This window comes from Mycoplasma milvi (assembly GCF_048284715.1).
Lineage (GTDB): Bacteria > Bacillota_I > Bacilli_A > Mycoplasmatales > Metamycoplasmataceae > Mycoplasmopsis.
Map to the genome: position 1 here is coordinate 217526 of NZ_JBLWAH010000001.1, position 18044 is coordinate 235569.

An 18044-nucleotide genomic window follows, 5' to 3' on the forward strand; every position below is an offset into this window, starting at 1 on the left:
ATTTATAATTTAATTTTATTAAATTATTTCTTTAATGAGTCAAAAAAGCCTAGTTATTACACTAGGCAATCATTATAATAATTCAATTCCTTTGACACGCATTTCTTCACGATATTCTTCAGGCCAGAATGAAGCTTGAACTTCACCAATGTGAGCTTTTTCAAGTAAGTACATTGAAACACGACTTTGTCCAATTCCTCCACCAATAGTTAAGGGAAGTTTATGATCAATAACATGTTGGTGGTAAGGAGAAAGCTTTCTAACATCTTCCTTGCTTAATCCACTTTGTTCAACTAAAGATTGATCATTAACTCTAATTCCCATTGAAGAAAGTTCAATAGCTTGATTAATAACATTTGAATAAACAATTAAATCTCCATTTAATTTTCAATCATCATAATCAAATGCTCTAGCTGAATGAATTAATCCTGATTCCATTGGATATCCAATTCCATAAATAAAGACAGCACCATGTTCTTTTGCAATTGCATTTTCTCTTTCTTTAATATCAAGGTTTGGATATAAGTTTTCTAATTCTTGAGCTGAAATAAAGAAAACTTCTTCAGGCATTTCATCCTCAAGTTGATAGTATTTAAGTTTTAAAAGTTTTTTAGTTACTTTTAAAGAATCATAAATTAATTTAACTGTTTTCTTTAAGTATTCTAAATTACGATCTTGAGGTAAAATCACTAGCTCTCAGTCTCATTGGTCAACATAATATGAGTGTAATAAGTCAAGATCTTCTTCTTTTCTAATTGCATTCATATCAGTATATAAACCTTCATAAGGTAAGAAGTTATATTGTTTTAACGCATCTCTTTTTCATTTTGCAAGTGAGTGCACTACTTCCAACCTTTCATCTTTATCTTTAGGCAAGAATCATACAGGTTCTTCACCATTAAGCCCATCATTTAATCCGGAAGATTTAGATACAAACAGTGGGGCTGTTGCCCTTGTAAGGTTTAGGTGGACTTTTAATTGTTCTTGAAAGTATAATTTTAAGTCCTGAATAGCGCTTTGAGTTTGTCTAACATTTAATTTTGAATGGTACATTTTTTTATTTCTCCTAATATATAGTTACAAATAATTATAAACTTTATACTCAAAGCTTATTGAAAATATTTGATTAAATGTCTGAATAATATTATTTCTCAATATTAGTTTCCTCAAGTTGTGCTTGATATTCCTGAACTTTTTGCAGTGTACTAATTAAACTATTTCCTGATAAAAATTCAATATGATCTAAAGGTAAATTATTAATAAATTGCATTATTTCTTTTTCTTTACTGTTTAAATTATTAGCTGACTTTTTATTAAGTTTTTCTTTTAAATCTAATGCTATTGTTTTAATATTTTCAGCCTCTTGTAATATTTCTTTATAAGATCTTTTAAAATCTTCAAACATTTCACTATATTGAGTTTGTATTGTTCTTAATTGTCCCAAAGTCTTATTATTAAAATTTTGAGATAAAATTTTTTCAATTTCATTAAATCTAACTAGTAAATTATGACTTCCACTTGAAAATAAAGGTTGATTAATTTTATTAGCATAATTATTAATTTCCTTTTTGCCTTGAACAGATAATGTATTAATTAAATCATTACGATCTTTTAAATTTTGTTTGATTTCTTGTTCTATTTCAGTAAGCCTATTAACCAATTCATTCATTTCAATAATTGAAATAACATTTGTTGATTGGTCCTTTAAATTATTTATTTCACCTTTTATTCCAATAGCATAGTCATTATCATATTTTTGAATCTTATTTAAGTTTCTGCTAATGCTTTCAATTTGATTATCTACCATTATTCTTAATGTATTTAGTTGTTTCTTTTTATTCAATTGTTCTTGGTCAATTTTTTCTTTGGCTATTTTAACTTTTTCAATTTGAGCGCTTATTTCTTTTTGTAACTTAATAAGCTCATTATTTGGAATATTTAAATTATTTACACCATCTAAGTACTCTATTAGTTCAGAATAAAGATTATTTTCACCATTTTTATATATATCTTTATTTAATGAAGTTAATAAATTAGTTCTTGCATTATTTAAAATACTTTCAATTTGCTTAACCGCAACACTTCGTATCGAAAGATATTCATTGCACTCTTGCATTAATTGTTTTAATTGTTCAATTCTTTCTTTTATTTCCTCTATTCCTAAGCTAGATAAATTATCAGCTATTTGGTTTATTTGAGCAGAATATTTGTTACTTGAATCAACATCATATAAGTCAATTTTAGTTATTAATTCTAAAGCTAGTTTTTTTAAATTAGAAAAAGTATTAAACTCTAAATTTTTTAATTCCTCAGGTGTCATGCTTGTAACTTGAATTTGATTTTCCAAGTCTTTAACCGTGTTTAATAATTCTTTAATTTTTTGGATTGAATTTAAACTATTCTTAAAATGTAATACATTGTTTTGTAATTTACTTTGCAAGATTTTTGCCTCTTGAGGTCGTGTTTTATTTAGAGCCACCAGCTGAGCTTGCACTACATCTATTTCACTATTTAATTTATTTAAGTTTTCATTAATCAAAATATCAGCTGTCTGTTGTTGTTTATCTAGTTCTTCAATTTTTAAATTTAATGATAATAATTTATTTTTTAATATTTCAATACTAGTTTGAGAAATATTAAGTTTAGTTATGGATGAAATCAATTTATTAGCTTGGTCAACATATCCTAATAATTCATGAGCTAATATGGGTTTAGCATTTATGTTGTTAATCATTTTATTAATTAAATTGACTTTATCAGTAATGCTACTTGTTAGGTTTTGATGTTGATTTATTATTTCTTCAACCTCAAAAATATATGTAGAAATTTCTTGTAATGTTTTATTATTATTTTTTGTCATTTCTTTTATAACTTTACTGTATTTTTGATATTGGTTAGGCTCAACCTTTTCAAGCAATTGTATTTTATCAATTAATAATTTCATTTGTTTATCTTCAGGAGTTGAAGATTCTGTATTATTACAAGCTATTATGGTAGAGCTCAATATTGTTGGTACACAACTCACTAAGATAAAATTAAAAATTTTTTTCATTAACACTCCTTAAATCTAAGTTTATTCTTTTTATAAGTATAATTGTACTATATCATTTATTACTTTATAGCAATATATATTTTTTATTAGTAAAGAAAAAAGACTGTTTTAGACAGTCTTTTAACATATGGGGCGAATGACGGGATTCGAACCCGCGAATGACGGGACCACAACCCGCTGTGTTAGCCACTTCACCACATTCGCCAATTAGCACATATATTATAACTAAAAGAAGTAATTTTCCAAATGGTTTTTTTGCCTATTTTTAAGGGCTATAAGTTATTAATTTAATGCACTATTTAATTTCTTCTCGTTTAAGCTCTTTGTATTCTCCTGGAGCTAGGTCTAAATTATCTAATGATAAGGTGCCAAAGCATTGACGATGTAACATTACTACTTCATTTCCAAATTTTGCAAACATTCTTTTCACTTGATGATATTTACCTTCACTAATAGTTAAATGCACAAAAGTTGGATTAATAATTTCTAATTTAGCTGGTTTTACTTTTTCACCCTGTCCTAATTCAAAGCCAGAAGCAAAAACTTGCACTAAGTCAATTGGGCATGGATCTTTTAAAGTTACATAATAAGTTTTATTGACATGTTTTTTGGGTGCAAGCAATTGATGAGTTAACTCTCCATCATTAGTAATTAGAAGTAAACCTGTAGTGTCTTTGTCCAATCTTCCTACAGTATGTATATCCTTAATTTGATTTATATTGCTATCTAATATGTCAAAAACTGTTTGATGCTTGTTATCATAATTAGCACAAATATACCCTGCAGGTTTATTTAAAGCATAATAATGATACTTAGGGCCAAGACTTAATTCTTGTCCTTGATACGATACTATATCGTTAGGATTAATGTCCATATTATGAGTAATAGTTTCACCATTTAGAGTTACTAGTTTACTTTTAAGCACTTTGGAAGCTTGTGATCTACTTAGTCCTAGACATTGGGCTAAAAATTTATCTAATCTTATTTTACTTTGCATTATTTAATTAGTAAGTTGTATAAATTACGCTTATACACTTCTACTCCTGGTTGTGAAAATGGGTCAATATCATATAAGTAGGCAATAGCAATTGTTACAATTTGCATTAATGCAATTAAGCTAGCAAGTGCAACTTCAGAATAGTCATTTAATTCAAGTTTAATATCAAAGTCATTTTGAATGCTATGAATTTTATCCTTGTTATTTAAAGCCTTAATTTGCTCTTTATTACCTAAAAAATTAAGCACATCATATTGTTGCATATTGATATCTAAAACATCTTGATTGAGATCTTTACTCCGTGAAATAAAGGTAGTAAAAATAAAATTATTATTTAAGGAGTTAAAATTTTCAAATGCACTATAATCAAATAATTGTTCAAAAGCCACTAGGCCTTTTTGGTTTTGGTTTAATGAAGTATTAGTTAGTAAACTTAAGTATTTTCCCATTGCCATTAAGCTAGGATCGTTTACCAGTAAGTAATTCACATTGTGTTTTAAAGCTCGTGAAATATAGTGAATATAGCTAGCTAGAACTAAAGCCACATTATGTTCAATATTTTGATTATTAACAATATCTTTAAAGGTTGCAATATAAGCATTAAAAGCTTCTTGCATATTTATTCCACTAGCTAGTAGTGGAAAAATACAGGTAGCTTCAAATAATCCACTGTAGCGACATGGTAAAGGAGCTTGCATATTAAATAAAGTGTACTTATTTAATCCAGCCATTTTGTTGAGTACATTTTCATGAATATCAGTAGTTATATAAATTAAATCAATAAGCATAATTGGATCAAGTCCTTGAGCTTTTAAATTATCAGTTAGCATTTTACGATATTCACGAAAGGCAATGGCACTTTCAAGTGAAATTCCTGATTTAGAAATATAGTTAATTGCAAAGATTTCATCCTTAAGTTGATATAAGGAAGCTACTAATTCTTCTGGATTAATATTACCTTGTGTAAAAATTAATTCAATATCTGGTTTTAGATTGCTATATTGATTATAAAAAACATCATATAAGGCTTTGGTTAAAATATAAGATTCTCCATCAGCTATAATAACCATCTTATTAATTCCATTGCTTTTTAAAAAGGATACAGCAGAAGAAAATTCCATTTTATGTTCATCTCAATACTTGCATGCATAAGTTAAAAAGTCAAATTCATATTCAGGATCTTGCCCTTTTAGTAAGTCAAAAATCCCTTCCATTTTATTTAAATTATGGATAAACTTTTTATCTTTTTTAGCACTAGCTAAGTTCTTTATTTCAACATTTAAGGCTGATAAATTCATATATACTCCTATTAACTTAAATTTTATCAATATATTTTTAGAAGCAATTAAATAAAGTAAATTTATAAAAAAGATATACCCGAAGGTATATCTCAAATTATTGAATGTATTATTCTTCTACCACTTCAGCAACATCTTCATCTGAGTTAGCTTGTGTGTTAGCATTTGCACTTGCATTTGCGTTTTGTTGAGCAGCAGCATTAGCAAAGTTCTTAATTACTTCTTCCACTTGGTCTAATTTTACTTTTAAAGCTTCAATGTCTTTTTTAGCAATTAAGTCTTCTAATTCTTTAACAAGTTTATCTGATTCTTCTTTTGCTTTAGGGTCCATCTTGTCACCTTGTTCAGCATTAGCTTTCTTAATTTGGTCAATTAGAGATTCAGCTCTAACAATTGTTTCAGCTTCTTCTTTACGTTTCTTATCAGCTTCTTTGTTTAATTCAGCTTCTTTGATCATTTTTTCGATTTCAGCTTCTGAAAGTTTAGATGAGTTTTGAATTGTAATTGATTGTTCTTTGTTTGTTTTAACATCTTTAGCAGTTACTGTAGTAATTCCGTTAACATCAATTGAGAAACTTACTTCGATTTGAGGAATTCCTCTAGGAGCAGGTTCAATTCCTGTTAAATTGAATTGTCCAAGCAACTTGTTGTCATTTGCCATTTCTCTTTCACCTTGCACAACTCTAATTGTAACTTCAGTTTGGTTATCTGCAGCAGTTGAGAAGATTTGTGATTTTGTTACAGGGATTGTTGTGTTTCTTGGGATTAAAGGAGTAGAAATTCCTCCAAGTGTTTCAATTCCAAGTGTTAAAGGTGTAACATCAAGAAGTAAGATATCATTAATATCTCCAGCTAATACAGCACCTTGAATAGCAGCACCAATTGATACAACTTCATCAGGGTTAATTGATCTGTTAGGTTCTTTTCCTAATGTTAAACGTACCATTTCTTGTACAGCTGGCATTCTTGTTGATCCACCAACAAGTAATACTTCATCAAGATCTTTAGCTGTAATTCCAGCTTCTCTTAAAGCATCTTCAATAGGTTTTCTTGTTCTGTCAAGTAAGTGTGAACTCATTGCTTCAAATTCACTACGTTTTAATTCTAATTCAACGTTTAATGGTCCAGCAGCTGTAACAGCTAAGAATGGAAGGTTAATTGTAGCTGTTGATTGGTTTGAAAGATCAATTTTAGCTTTTTCAGCAGCTTCTTTTAATCTAGCCATAGCCATTTTATCGTTTCTTACATCATATGAGTGTTCATCTTTAATTTTCTTGATTAATCATTCAACGATTTCGTGATCTCAATCATCCCCTCCAAGGTGGTTATCACCACTAGTTGAAAGTACTTCGAATGTTCCATTTTCAAGTTCTAGAACTGAAACGTCAAATGTACCACCACCAAGGTCATATACTAACACTTTCATTGATTTGTTAGTTTTTTCAAGTCCGAATGCTAATGCAGCAGCAGTAGGTTCGTTAATAATTCTTAATACATCAAGTCCAGCAATTTTACCTGCAATTTTTGTAGCTTCACGTTGAGCATTGTCAAAGTAAGCTGGTACAGTAATAACTGCCTTTGAAACTTTTTTACCAAGTTTTGCTTCAGCATAATCTTTCATGTATGAAAGAATCATTGCTGAAATTTCTTCTGGTTTGTAGTCTTTTCCATTTACATGTACAGTTTTATCTGTTCCCATTAATCTTTTAATTGATACAACTGTGTTTGGGTTTGTTTCAACTTGTCTTTTAGCAGCATCCCCAACAATAATTTCGTTTCCTTTGAAAGCAACTACTGATGGAGTTGTTCTTTTACCATTTGGGTTTTCTAACACAACTGGTTGTTTATTTTCCATAACTGTAACAACAGAGTTTGTTGTTCCTAAGTCAATTCCTAATACTATTTCTTTTGCCATAATATAGCCTCCTAAAATAAAATTAATTATTTAAGTTTAGGTAGATTTTCTTTATTTCATCCCCTTGAACTGATAATATTATACCACCATTTTAGCAAACACAATACTTATTTGCTAATTTTTTTTAATTATTTTTTTAGCTATTTTTTACTACTATTACACCAGCAGGTTTCACAAGTCGATCATCAATTGAAAGACCTAGACGCACTACACGAACAATGGTATTATTAGCTTTTGTTTCATCAGCTACAAAATCCAAAACTTCTTCTTGCTCTGGATTAAATTCACTCCCAATTTCAGGTTGGATAATGAAAGCACCGTGTTGTTCTAGTAAGTTAGTAAATTGTTTAGCTACAATACTAAATCCATAACAATAGTTTTTAACAACTGCATTATCTGAATTTGCTCCAGCATTAGTTGCAGCTAAAAAGTTGTTAAAAGGTTCAATAAAATCTTCTAAGAAACCTTGTAAAGCATATTTTTTAATTTCTGCTTTTTCATGTTTCATTTTTGAATGCAAATGAGCTTGTTCAGCTTCAAGTTTTTCCTTTGCTTTAGTTTGTAAGGTTTCAAGTTTTTCCTTATACATGTATTCATCAAGCAAGATCTTATGTTCTTTTTCGGCTAGTTTTGCTTTTAAAGTGTCAATTTCAGCTTTTAAATTTTCCACTTCTTTGCTATTTATAGCTTCATTTCTTTTATGATGACTGTAAGTAACTTGCACTTCTTCAATAATTACTTTAGCATTCTTACCTGCTAAAGCTTCTATAGGATAATTTTTAGCAAAACTTAATTTAACTTCTAAACTAGGTTTTACTTTACGATTAATTAAATATTCATCAAAGTTAGGAAGATATTGTTCTTTTCCTAACTCAATGCTACATTGTTTAGTGTATTCTGCAATGATTTCATCATTAATAAACAATGTAAAGTTACCTTTAACTATATCACCAACATTTAGTTTTGTATTATTCATTTTTATCTTCCTTCTTTCTATTTAAGTAATTGTCTAAAATTTTGATAGCTGAACGCATCATATCATAGTTTGATGTAGTTGCTCCAACTACTGAAATTTCAGTGATCTTATCACCTGATTCAATTTTCTTAGACATATATGCACCAGAATCATCAATCATGATCTTGATTTTTTCATTTTCTTCAAGTTCACTTTCAATGCTTTCTCAAACTGAGTGGTTTTCAATAAGTTCGATCATCTTATTTAAGTTTTCTCTATCAATTTTAGGGCTAAGTATGATGTTATTTTTACCATAGATATTGTTTCTTGATTTTGTTCGAATTCCAATATTATGGAAGACGTCTTCAACAAATGAATTAATTAATTCTTGATACTTCTTAACTGATTCAGCAAGCACATCTTTGAGCAATTCTAAACGCATTGGTATTTCTTGCAGTGGTGTATTAATCAATCTTTCTTTAAAAATCTTAATTGCAATTCTAACATCATTCATTTTGAAGTCTTTATCACTGATATTAAGAATTTTTGAAAATACTTCACCTGAAGAAATAACCATTACAATTGTTGCTTTAGTATCACTAAGTGCTACTAAATCAATACTTTTAAGTTCCATATCATGCACATTTGACTCAGTTGTTATCATAGTTAATCCAGTCATATCTGAAATAATTTGGGCAGCTTGATCCACTGTCTGGTCAATTGCAACATTTTTATTTGCTAGTATAGCATCAAGTTTATCTTCAAAACGAGTTGTTGTTAAAGCACTTAAATGTTTTGCGTAATAGTTTAATCCTTCAATAGTAGGTATTCTTCCACTGGTATGCGCTTCTTTTTTAAGAAAACCAAATTCCTCTAAATCATTCATCATATAACGCATTTTAGCACTTGAAAAATTAATCTCTGGATGAATTGGAGCATACTTACTTAATAAATATGATGATGAAACTGGTTCACCTGTTTCTATATAAGCTTGGACTGTGTATTTAAGCACTGGTTCATACTTTTCACTTAATTTATTTCCTGTTTTCATAGAACTATTTTACCACAATATTTTATTTTTTTAGCAAATAAACTTTTCTTTTGCTAAAAGCTTGCTAAAGAAAAAACCACCCCTTTATATATAGAGTGATTTATTTACTTGAATAACCAAATTTTTCAAGAGCTTCTGGATCATCAATTCATTTTTTAGCAATTTTTACTTTTAGAGTTAAAGTAGTTGGTGCATCAAATTGATGCGCGATCTTCATTCTAGCATTCTTACCAATTTGTTTAATTTTTTCACCACCTTTACCAATAACCATACCTTTTTGTGAAGCCTTCTTAACATAAATTACTGCATCAATTGTAATGTGGTCATCTTCTTCAATAAATTCAGATACTTCAACTGCAATTGAGTGAGGTAATTCTTCATATAAAGCATTAATAGCTGACTCACGAATAATTTCTTTAGCTAAAAATCTCATAGATTTATCAGTTAAATATTCAGGGTCGTATTGAGGTTCGCCATCATAACTATATTTCTTAATTTCATTAATTAAAGCATTAATTGATCTATAGTCATTTACATCAGTAGCTAAAATAGTTTCAAAACCACGGGCATGTAATTCATTAATTTTTTCAACTAAAATTTCAGGCTTACTTCTGATTTTGTCAATTTTAGAAACAACTGCAATCTTATTTTTAGTGTGAGCAATTTTTTCTAAAATCATTTCATCGCCTTTACCAAGTTTTTCATCAGCAGGTGTTAAGAATAATAAGACGTCAACATCTTTAGCTGCGTCATAGGCATTTTTGTTTAAAGCTTCGCCAAGCTTATTTAATGGTTTGTGGATTCCAGGTGTATCAGTAAAAATAATTTGAGTGTCATCATCAGTATAAATACCAGTAATTTGATCTCTTGTAGTTTGTGCTGTATCAGTTACAATTGCAACATTGTAACCTAAAATTGCATTTAGTAATGAACTCTTTCCAACATTTGGTCTACCAAGGATACTTGCAAAGCAAATTTTCATAATTATTTAATAGTAATTTCTTCTGCTCTAATGCTGAAAGGAACAAGTTCTTCAACAGTGTTTACTCTAACACTTTTACCATCATTACTGTATTGGTAAACTTTAGCGTCTAATGGCATAAATTCTGTCATTACTTGTCTACATCCGGCACATGGGCTAATGATTTCATTTTTTCCACTGATAATGTGAATTTCCTTGAATTTTCCAACTTTTCCACCGTAAGCTACTGAACCAAACATTGCACTTCTTTCAGCACAAAGTCCTGATGGGTAAGCTGCGTTTTCTACATTAACTCCATAGTATTCTGTTCCATCTTCGGCTACTAAGATAGCTGCAACTGGAAACTTAGAATATGGTGCGTAAGAATATTTTAATAAGTCTCTTAATTTTTCAAAAGTCATAATATTATCTCCTTAATAAATTTGTGAGCATATAATCCTTACTTTAGTCGCCTTTAACCGACATGCTCGTTTTAAAATGATTCACGTGTAATCTTAAGTGGATCAAATATTGCATCCACAATGGCATTCATTTCTTTTCTTTCGTTTTCTTCTTCATGGTCATATCCCATTAAGTGGACTAAACCATGAGTAAATAAGTAACAAAATTCTCTGCGAACTGAATGTCCAAACTCTTTAGCTTGCTTTTCTACTTTTTCTCAGCAAATTACTAATTCTCCAATTTGTAAAAATGGTAATGAGTCCATATCAAATGAATCAAAACCAAAGTCAAATGATAAGATATCGGTTACATAATCTTTCCCTCTATATTCAGCATTTAATTTCTTAATTGCTGCCGGTGAAACGATTGTAACATCTAGTATCACTGGTTTTTTGATTTTAAAGTATTTCTTTAAGTTAGCAACTATTTGTTCCATTTCTGTTTGATAAATAATTGCACGCTTAATACGAGAGTGAATTGAAATTTCATCTTCTGCTTTAATAGCATCTCTTTCTTCGTTAATTTTCATAAAATTATTATACTTTTTTTATTTTGCTAAAAGAGTAATTATCTTATTAAATTTACAGCGAAAATATATAACTTAAAACTGAGATATCTTGCATTTTAACACTAACTTTAAGTTCAGCAATATTGTTTTGATCCAAAAAGAATTTTAAAGCTTCACTATATAGTTTTACTAAATTACCTTCTTCATTTTTTGTATCTACGCTATAGGTATATAAGTGATTGTCATAGTTAAAATTAATGCTTATTTGCTCGCTTGGTAAATCTTGTGGTTTGAGATTATATAAATATAAATTGTCACCCTCATAACGTATTAATCCCTCTTTATAATCTTGCAATTTTACTGTACCAATTAAATACATAATGAAACCAAAGAGCCCAAGTAGAACTATAAATAGCACTATTTCAATTAAATAGTTATGCACTAATTTCTTGTACATTTAACTCCTCACTTTCTGGATATAAGTATCTACCATTATGACTAATTTCTAGGACTAAAGCACTTCCTAATTCATTTTGTAACTTGCTGCGTAAGTTTTCAAAAGTATATTGATCTAAATTTTCAAAAGCCTCATCAAGCATTACAACATCATATGGAAGTAAAAATAAACTAAGTAATACAATAAATTGCTTTTGGCCTGAAGAAAGATTATCAAGTGAAATATTTTGACTTAAATTAATATTTAAATGTTGCAAGCAGCCTTTTAAATCTAACTGATTAATTAGTTCATTAAACTGTTCAATATTACTAATACATAAGTAATCAAGTACTGAAAGCGTTAAATTATTATCTTTTCCAATATAAATTACTTTAGCTTTATAGCCCGCATCTAAAAATGGATTGACCTTATTGCCATTAATTAGTATTTCACCATCATCAGCTTGCTTAGAACCATTTAAAATAGCGCACAAAGTAGACTTACCACATCCATTTGGTCCTATTAAATGAAGGTTTTTATCAATAATACAAGAGTTTATATTTAGTGCTTTATTGATTTTAGACTCAGTATATGAATATGAAATACTTGAGAGCTTAATTGAATTTATTTTCTTATCAACACTGTTGCTTTCTTCAGTTTCTTGCTCATCAAATTTAAATATTTTAAGCATACTAAAAGCTTTTTTAAACTCACTATAACTACTTACAAGTGGTAAAACATTTTTAATTGGTCGAGTAAATAAACTAGCACCAGTTAGGAAAAAGATTAAATTCACCACACTTAATTTATTGTTTCAAATTTGATATGAGCCTAAAATTAGAATACATAAAGGTGCAATAACATCTAAAGTAGTCAAAAAAGAATTTAGTGAAATGGTTTTTTCTTTAAACTGCAGAAGCTTTAAGTTCATGTTTTGATATGAATTAGATAGAGCAGTAAAGAGGTTTTCTTCTAGGTAGTAGTTATGAATATTTTTTATATGATTAAAATAATTATTAAAAGCATTATCAGTTGTGATATTTTCTTGCATTAGTTTTGGGAATTCATTATCATAGATTGATTTTGAAATAAAGCTTACTATAAGAGTTAAAACTGAATAAAGTACAATAATAATCATTAAGTAGACATTAACATTTCATAATAAAATTAGGGCCAAAATTAAGGTCATAACGCTTGAAAGCACCTCAGGTATAAAAACAATTTGGAAATGAATAATAGTATCAAAAACTGCAATTCGATTTTTAGCTTCTAGCACTGTGAGTTTATCTATTACTTTATAATTTTTAAATTTTAAGTTCTTAATAAAGTTTAAAGATACACTTTCACGCCTTTGCGCTAGTATCTTTTGCAAAATTTTTTGGCTTAGATTGCGCAATGCAAAATTTAACAACACCACAAAAATAAAGACTATTCCAAGATACAACAAGTGAATATTTAACCTATTTGGAATAATTTTTTCCAGAATAATCTTATTAAAATAAGGCAAGGAAAATAAAATTAAAATTTCACACAATAAGGCAGCTAAATAAAAGAAGGAAAACTTATCAAACTTGACTCAAGAATTTTCTTTTAGCTGTGAACTAAATTTTAATTCGCCTTCTTGTTTTTTAAAGTTTATCAGCAAGCCAAAAAAATTATCTTTAAAGTCTGGATATGAGTAAGATACATTTCCAAGGACAGGATCATATAGCTTAATTTTATTATGAGTTACTTTCTTAATTACCACCATGTGAGTATTATTATCCTTCTTTATGAGTGCTGCAATTGGGAAGGTTTCAATATCTAATTTAAGCAAGCCTAAAAAGTCACAATTATACACTTCAATTGCGAAATTATAGTTACTAGCTAGTGATTCAAAATCAGGAATAGCAATTCCTTTTTCAGTATATTTTGCATTTAATTTTAGCTCACTAATTTCAATCGAATTGAGATTATAGCGATCATAAAATCACTTCAAAACAAACAGTGAGCAATCTCTAATATCAATTTGTTTTTCTCTCATATATTCTATAAATTAAATTATTTGATAAGTGGACTAAAAAAGAACAAAAAGCGTTTTTTTCTATATAATTAAGGTATAAAAAGTGAAAGGAGATATTTTATGAACAAAGTAGTAGCACTTGCAAGTGATCATGCTGGTTTCAAATTAAAAGATGAATTAGCAACATACCTTAAAGAAAAAGGTTTTGATGTTGTTGACTTAGGACCATCTACAGATGCAAATTCTGTTTCATATGCTTTAATGGGGAAAGAATTAGCTAATTATGTAGACGAAGCTAAGCCAACATTCGGAATTGGTGTTTGTGGAACAGGTTTAGGAATTTCTTATGCTTTAAACAGACACAAGCACATTAGAGCAGCTAGAGTAACATCTGTTGAAGATGCACACTTAGCAAAACAACACAATAATGCGAACGTTCTTGTATTCGGTGGACGTCAAGTTACATTGGACCAAGCTAAAGCTATGGTTGATGAATACTTAAAAACAGAATACGAAGGTGGACGTCACCAAGCAAGAATTGATGAATTGGACGAATAATTATGGCTGATAAAAACTTAGAAGTAAACGAAAAAGAAGCTAAAGAATTAGCTGCTGTTTGACATGTTTCACAACACCCTGATGGATGAAAAGTTATAAGACAAGGTGGAGTTAAGGCAATCAAGACTTTTGACACCCAAAAAGAAGCTATTGAATATGCAAAACAATTAGCTAAAAATAATGAAGGAAGATACCTTATCCACAGTCAAAAAGGTAAAATTAGAGCTGGTCAAAGCTTTAAGGAAAAATAATAAATAACGCTTACGCGTTATTTTTAATTGGGATAAAATTTAAATATGAATAAAACTAAAATAAGTTTAAAAAATGTAGTAATTTTCTTGCTACAAATTATTTTATTTATTGGGTTTATTGTTGGAATTACTATGCTTATTTTAAATGTCGATAAACGATATGCTTACTTGCTTTTATTCCTACTTTACCTAATTAATGTCCTGTTTGTTTTTGTAATATATGCCCAAAATCGTGAACATGAAGCAAAATTTAGTTGGATTTATCTAGTCTTGCTAGTTCCCTTTATTGGACATGCTATTTTTATTGGTTATGGATTATTATTTAGAAATAAATATGAACTCAAAATTAACGAAGATCCTAAATATAATTTAAGAACTTATAAAGATTTAATTTATAGCAATAATACAGTAAAACACATTACAATGCTTAAACGCATGGAGAATATTAATCAAAACATGGTACTACCATGTAACTTCGATTTTTTTGCTGAAGGGTATCGTTTTTATGATGATTTATTCGAAGCTTTAAAACAATCGCAGCGTAGTATCTACATTGTGACCTATATTATTAAGCAATCCGAAATCTCACAAGAATTCTTGCACATTCTTGAGCAAAAAGCTAACCAAGGAGTTAAGATTAAGTGATTAGTTGATGACTTTGGAGCTATGGCCTCACAAAAAAAATTGCTAAGAAAATTAAACAAACATCCAAATATTGAAATTAAGCTAATTGGTAAAATCTATTATCCATTCATTAATGCAGCTAGTTTCTCTCGTAATCACCAAAAATTCATTATCATTGACAATGAAGTAGTATTTTCAGGAGGAAATAACATCTCTGATGAATATGCCTCAATGTCAAAAAAATATGGACACTGAATTGATTTAAACTATCGAATTACGGGACCATATATTAATGCTTACATCATACACTTTATTAAGTTTTGAAAAGTTATTACACGAAGTGAAATTGATATCCAAGCATCACTTTTTATCGCTGATCAAAATCAAAATTATGAAGATTCAGCTTTACTAGTTACTGAATCACCATCTTATTCACATTCAGAAGCTGAATTATTTTTCCTTAAAATGATTCCAAATGCTAAAAAAAGTATTAAGATAGCTACCCCTTATTTCTCAATTACTCGTGCCCTTGAAAAGCAAATTATTTTAGCACTGAAAAGTGGAGTTAAAGTTACTCTTTATTTCCCTGGATTGCCTGATAAAAAATTGGTTTATAAAATTGGTATTTATCAACTTAGCAAACTTAGGGAATATGGATTAGAAGTTAAAATCTATCAAGATCACTTCTTGCACACTAAAGCTGGGCTAATTGATGATGAATATGGTTGGGTTGGAACAAATAATTGAGATTCACGCAGTATGTTTTCTCAATATGAAACTATGGATATATTAACTGGTAAATCCATTGAAAACTTATGTGGAATTTTCCATAAATATGAAAAAGATAGCCAAAAAGTGGAAAATGTTCCAGAAATCGATAAAAAGCCTAACGTAATTGAAAAATTTCTATATGATATTACTAAACCACTGATATAATAATAACGTACGAAAAAAGAATTTAAGTTTATAAATATAGAACGTAAATCCTAAGGAGGAGTCTAATGAAAGAATTTTCATCTAAGATTATTGACCCGATTGGGCTACACGCTAGACCTGCTACATTAATAGTTTCTACAGCAACTAAATTCAAGTCTGATTCTAAATTAATTTACAACGGACGTGAAGCTAACTTAAAATCTATTATGAACATTATGGCCTTAGGTGTTAAACACGGTGCCGAAATCACAATCAAAGTTTCTGGCGACGATGAAGCTGATGCAGTTAAAGCTATCAAAGGCGCATTAGAAGCTAACGGTTTAATATAGTAAATATCACCACCAATTCAGTGGTGATTTTTTATACAAAAAAGTAATAAAAAAATGCGATAAACGCATACTCTGGTGCCCAAGACAGGATTTGAACCTGCACGGATTGCTCCACTAGATCCTTAGTCTAGCGTGTCTGCCAATTTCACCACTCGGGCTTGTTGTAAATATTATAATATAAAAAACAAAAGAAGTAAATAAGAAAACTGGAAAAAGTTGCTTTTGCCCAGGCTTTTTCTTATTGCTTAAAATTAGGCAAAAGTAAGCTATTTATTAAAAAATCATGCAGCAATTTTAATTTAATTAGTAAAATAGATATATGGGATTTTTTACTAAATTAAAAGAAAAAGTTTTTACTAAGAAAAAAGATGTAGAAACAGTTAATAAACAACTAGACGAAAAAGAAACTAAAGAAATATTGGCTTCAGAAAAGTTTAAAAAATATGAATCTGGACTTAATAGTGCTTCCTCATTTGGAAAAAAACTACTTGAAATTCAAAATAAGCACGTCAAAATAGATGAAGATTTTTTTGATGACTTTGAAGAATTGCTTATTATGTCAGATATTAATGCATCTTTAGTTGATGTTATGATTGAAAAAATCAAACAAGAAATTAGAACTAATAATATTGATGATCCAAAATTAATTGGTGAATTAGTAGCTGATATGATGTTTTCAATTTATGCTAATAACTCAATTGTTAACACTAATTTAAACTTTGAAGATGGTAGATTAAATGTCTTTATCTTTGTTGGAGTTAATGGGTCAGGTAAAACTACTTCAATTGCCAAAATAGCAAATAAATATATCAAAGAAGGCAAAAAGGTACTAATAGCTGCTGCTGACACCTTTAGAGCTGGTGCAGTTAACCAATTAGGCGTTTGAGCAGAAAGAATTGGAGCAAGCATTGTAAAACCGGATAAAGAAGGTGCTGATCCTTCTAGTGTAGTCTATAAAGCAATGGATAAAGCTACAAGTGAACACTATGATTTATTAATCATTGATACAGCTGGTAGATTACAAAATAAAGTTAACTTAATGAAGGAGCTCGAAAAAATGATTGGCGTAATTCAAAAATTTGAACCTTCAGCCCCTCATGAATCTTTATTAGTACTAGATGCAACAACTGGACAAAATGGATTATCACAAGCTAAACATTTCAAAGACATTGCTAACTTAACTGGAATTATTCTAACCAAAATGGATGGAACATCAAAAGGTGGTATTGTACTTTCAATTAAAGATGAGTATGATATTGATGTTAAATATGTTGGTCTAGGAGAAGGGTTAGATGATTTACAAGAATTTGACCTTGAAATGTTTATTTATCAAATGACTAAGGATTTAATTCATGAATAATAAATCAATTGAAAATATCGACAGATATACAGCCTTATTTGATAAATATGGCAAATTACTAACGCAAAACCAACAACAAGTCTTTCGTTTATACTATGAACAAGACCTTTCTTATGCAGAAGTTGCCGAAATTCTAGCAACTACAAGATCTGCAGCTTATGACACCCTAAATAAAGCTATTAAAAATTTACTTAAATACGAAAAGCAAATAGATCAATAAGTGAACTCTTTTGACTAGCAATTTATATTGATTAGTTATGTAAGTTGAACAGTTAAATTACCACTTTTATTTTAAAAAAAATACTGAAAATTCACTTATTGTATAGTATGAATTTTCAGTATAATTTTT

At 29.0% G+C, this 18044-nt stretch carries 18 protein-coding genes and 2 tRNA genes; 6 read left to right on the forward strand and 14 right to left on the reverse strand.

What is annotated here, in order from left to right; translation table 4 throughout:
* Positions 1 to 72: 72 nt before the first annotated feature.
* The 13 genes from asnA to ACNQ13_RS00765 all read right to left on the reverse strand — a co-directional run bounded on the left by asnA (position 73) and on the right by ACNQ13_RS00765 (position 13658).
* The gene (gene asnA, locus ACNQ13_RS00705; protein WP_418024145.1) at positions 73 to 1053 is read right to left on the reverse strand and encodes an aspartate--ammonia ligase; all 981 of its coding nucleotides are present in this window, start codon (positions 1051 to 1053) and stop codon (positions 73 to 75) included.
* A gap of 91 nt (positions 1054 to 1144) precedes the next feature.
* Positions 1145 to 3052 carry a hypothetical protein gene (locus ACNQ13_RS00710; RefSeq protein ID WP_418035424.1) on the reverse strand — a complete coding sequence of 636 codons (1908 nt, stop codon included), beginning with the start codon at positions 3050 to 3052 and terminating at the stop codon, positions 1145 to 1147.
* Between the two features lie 128 nt (positions 3053 to 3180).
* Positions 3181 to 3256, reverse strand: a tRNA-His gene (locus tag ACNQ13_RS00715).
* Between the two features lie 91 nt (positions 3257 to 3347).
* Entirely contained in the window at positions 3348 to 4049 is a 702-nt protein-coding gene (locus ACNQ13_RS00720; protein ID WP_416741573.1) for a pseudouridine synthase, read from the reverse strand.
* On the reverse strand, positions 4049 to 5347 hold the full coding sequence (locus ACNQ13_RS00725; RefSeq protein ID WP_418035426.1) for a glucose-6-phosphate isomerase: 1299 nt from the start codon (positions 5345 to 5347) through the stop codon (positions 4049 to 4051). The genes ACNQ13_RS00720 and ACNQ13_RS00725 overlap by 1 nt, the downstream gene beginning before the upstream one ends.
* A 109-nt stretch (positions 5348 to 5456) precedes the next feature.
* A complete protein-coding gene (gene dnaK / locus ACNQ13_RS00730; RefSeq protein ID WP_416741575.1) occupies positions 5457 to 7262 on the reverse strand; it encodes a molecular chaperone DnaK in 1806 nt (601 codons plus the stop codon).
* 136 nt (positions 7263 to 7398) lie between these two features.
* Entirely contained in the window at positions 7399 to 8238 is an 840-nt protein-coding gene (locus tag ACNQ13_RS00735) for a nucleotide exchange factor GrpE (RefSeq protein WP_418035428.1), read from the reverse strand.
* Complete coding sequence (locus ACNQ13_RS00740) at positions 8231 to 9268, reverse strand: heat-inducible transcriptional repressor HrcA (RefSeq protein ID WP_418035429.1); 1038 nt, start codon at positions 9266 to 9268, stop codon at positions 8231 to 8233. Before ACNQ13_RS00740 ends, ACNQ13_RS00735 begins: the two co-directional genes overlap by 8 nt.
* A gap of 100 nt (positions 9269 to 9368) precedes the next feature.
* Complete coding sequence (era, locus tag ACNQ13_RS00745) at positions 9369 to 10250, reverse strand: GTPase Era (protein WP_418035430.1); 882 nt, start codon at positions 10248 to 10250, stop codon at positions 9369 to 9371.
* Positions 10251 to 10252: 2 nt separating this feature from the next.
* A complete protein-coding gene (cdd, locus tag ACNQ13_RS00750) occupies positions 10253 to 10651 on the reverse strand; it encodes a cytidine deaminase (protein ID WP_416741579.1) in 399 nt (132 codons plus the stop codon).
* A 71-nt stretch (positions 10652 to 10722) separates the two neighbouring features.
* On the reverse strand, positions 10723 to 11220 hold the full coding sequence (ybeY, locus tag ACNQ13_RS00755; protein WP_416741580.1) for an rRNA maturation RNase YbeY: 498 nt from the start codon (positions 11218 to 11220) through the stop codon (positions 10723 to 10725).
* Between the two features lie 52 nt (positions 11221 to 11272).
* Positions 11273 to 11656 carry an MAG1140 family protein gene (locus ACNQ13_RS00760; protein WP_418035432.1) on the reverse strand — a complete coding sequence of 128 codons (384 nt, stop codon included), beginning with the start codon at positions 11654 to 11656 and terminating at the stop codon, positions 11273 to 11275.
* Positions 11634 to 13658, reverse strand: coding sequence for an Mbov_0121 family peptidase domain-containing ABC transporter (locus ACNQ13_RS00765; protein WP_418035433.1), 2025 nt, complete (start codon positions 13656 to 13658; stop codon positions 11634 to 11636). The genes ACNQ13_RS00760 and ACNQ13_RS00765 overlap by 23 nt, the downstream gene beginning before the upstream one ends.
* Positions 13659 to 13757: 99 nt before the next feature.
* Between ACNQ13_RS00765 and ACNQ13_RS00770 the strand changes: the two genes are divergently transcribed.
* The 4 genes from ACNQ13_RS00770 (at position 13758) to ACNQ13_RS00785 (ending at position 16335) form a co-directional block, all read left to right on the forward strand.
* Positions 13758 to 14195 (forward strand): RpiB/LacA/LacB family sugar-phosphate isomerase, encoded by a 438-nt coding sequence (locus ACNQ13_RS00770; protein ID WP_416741584.1) that lies wholly within the window; start codon positions 13758 to 13760, stop codon positions 14193 to 14195.
* A 2-nt stretch (positions 14196 to 14197) separates the two neighbouring features.
* Positions 14198 to 14446, forward strand: coding sequence for a DUF2188 domain-containing protein (locus ACNQ13_RS00775; protein ID WP_416741585.1), 249 nt, complete (start codon positions 14198 to 14200; stop codon positions 14444 to 14446).
* Positions 14447 to 14491: 45 nt separating this feature from the next.
* Positions 14492 to 16006, forward strand: coding sequence for a phospholipase D-like domain-containing protein (locus ACNQ13_RS00780; protein WP_416741586.1), 1515 nt, complete (start codon positions 14492 to 14494; stop codon positions 16004 to 16006).
* Between the two features lie 65 nt (positions 16007 to 16071).
* Entirely contained in the window at positions 16072 to 16335 is a 264-nt protein-coding gene (locus tag ACNQ13_RS00785) for an HPr family phosphocarrier protein (RefSeq protein WP_416741587.1), read from the forward strand.
* Positions 16336 to 16408: 73 nt separating this feature from the next.
* Here ACNQ13_RS00785 and ACNQ13_RS00790 read toward each other — a convergent pair.
* Positions 16409 to 16493: transfer RNA gene (locus ACNQ13_RS00790), tRNA-Leu, on the reverse strand.
* A 161-nt stretch (positions 16494 to 16654) separates the two neighbouring features.
* Here ACNQ13_RS00790 and ftsY point away from each other — a divergent pair.
* Both ftsY and ACNQ13_RS00800 read left to right on the forward strand, forming a co-directional pair.
* Positions 16655 to 17695 carry a signal recognition particle-docking protein FtsY gene (ftsY, locus tag ACNQ13_RS00795; protein ID WP_416741588.1) on the forward strand — a complete coding sequence of 347 codons (1041 nt, stop codon included), beginning with the start codon at positions 16655 to 16657 and terminating at the stop codon, positions 17693 to 17695.
* A complete protein-coding gene (locus ACNQ13_RS00800; protein ID WP_416741589.1) occupies positions 17688 to 17915 on the forward strand; it encodes a sigma factor-like helix-turn-helix DNA-binding protein in 228 nt (75 codons plus the stop codon). Before ftsY ends, ACNQ13_RS00800 begins: the two co-directional genes overlap by 8 nt.
* Positions 17916 to 18044 lie beyond the last annotated feature (129 nt).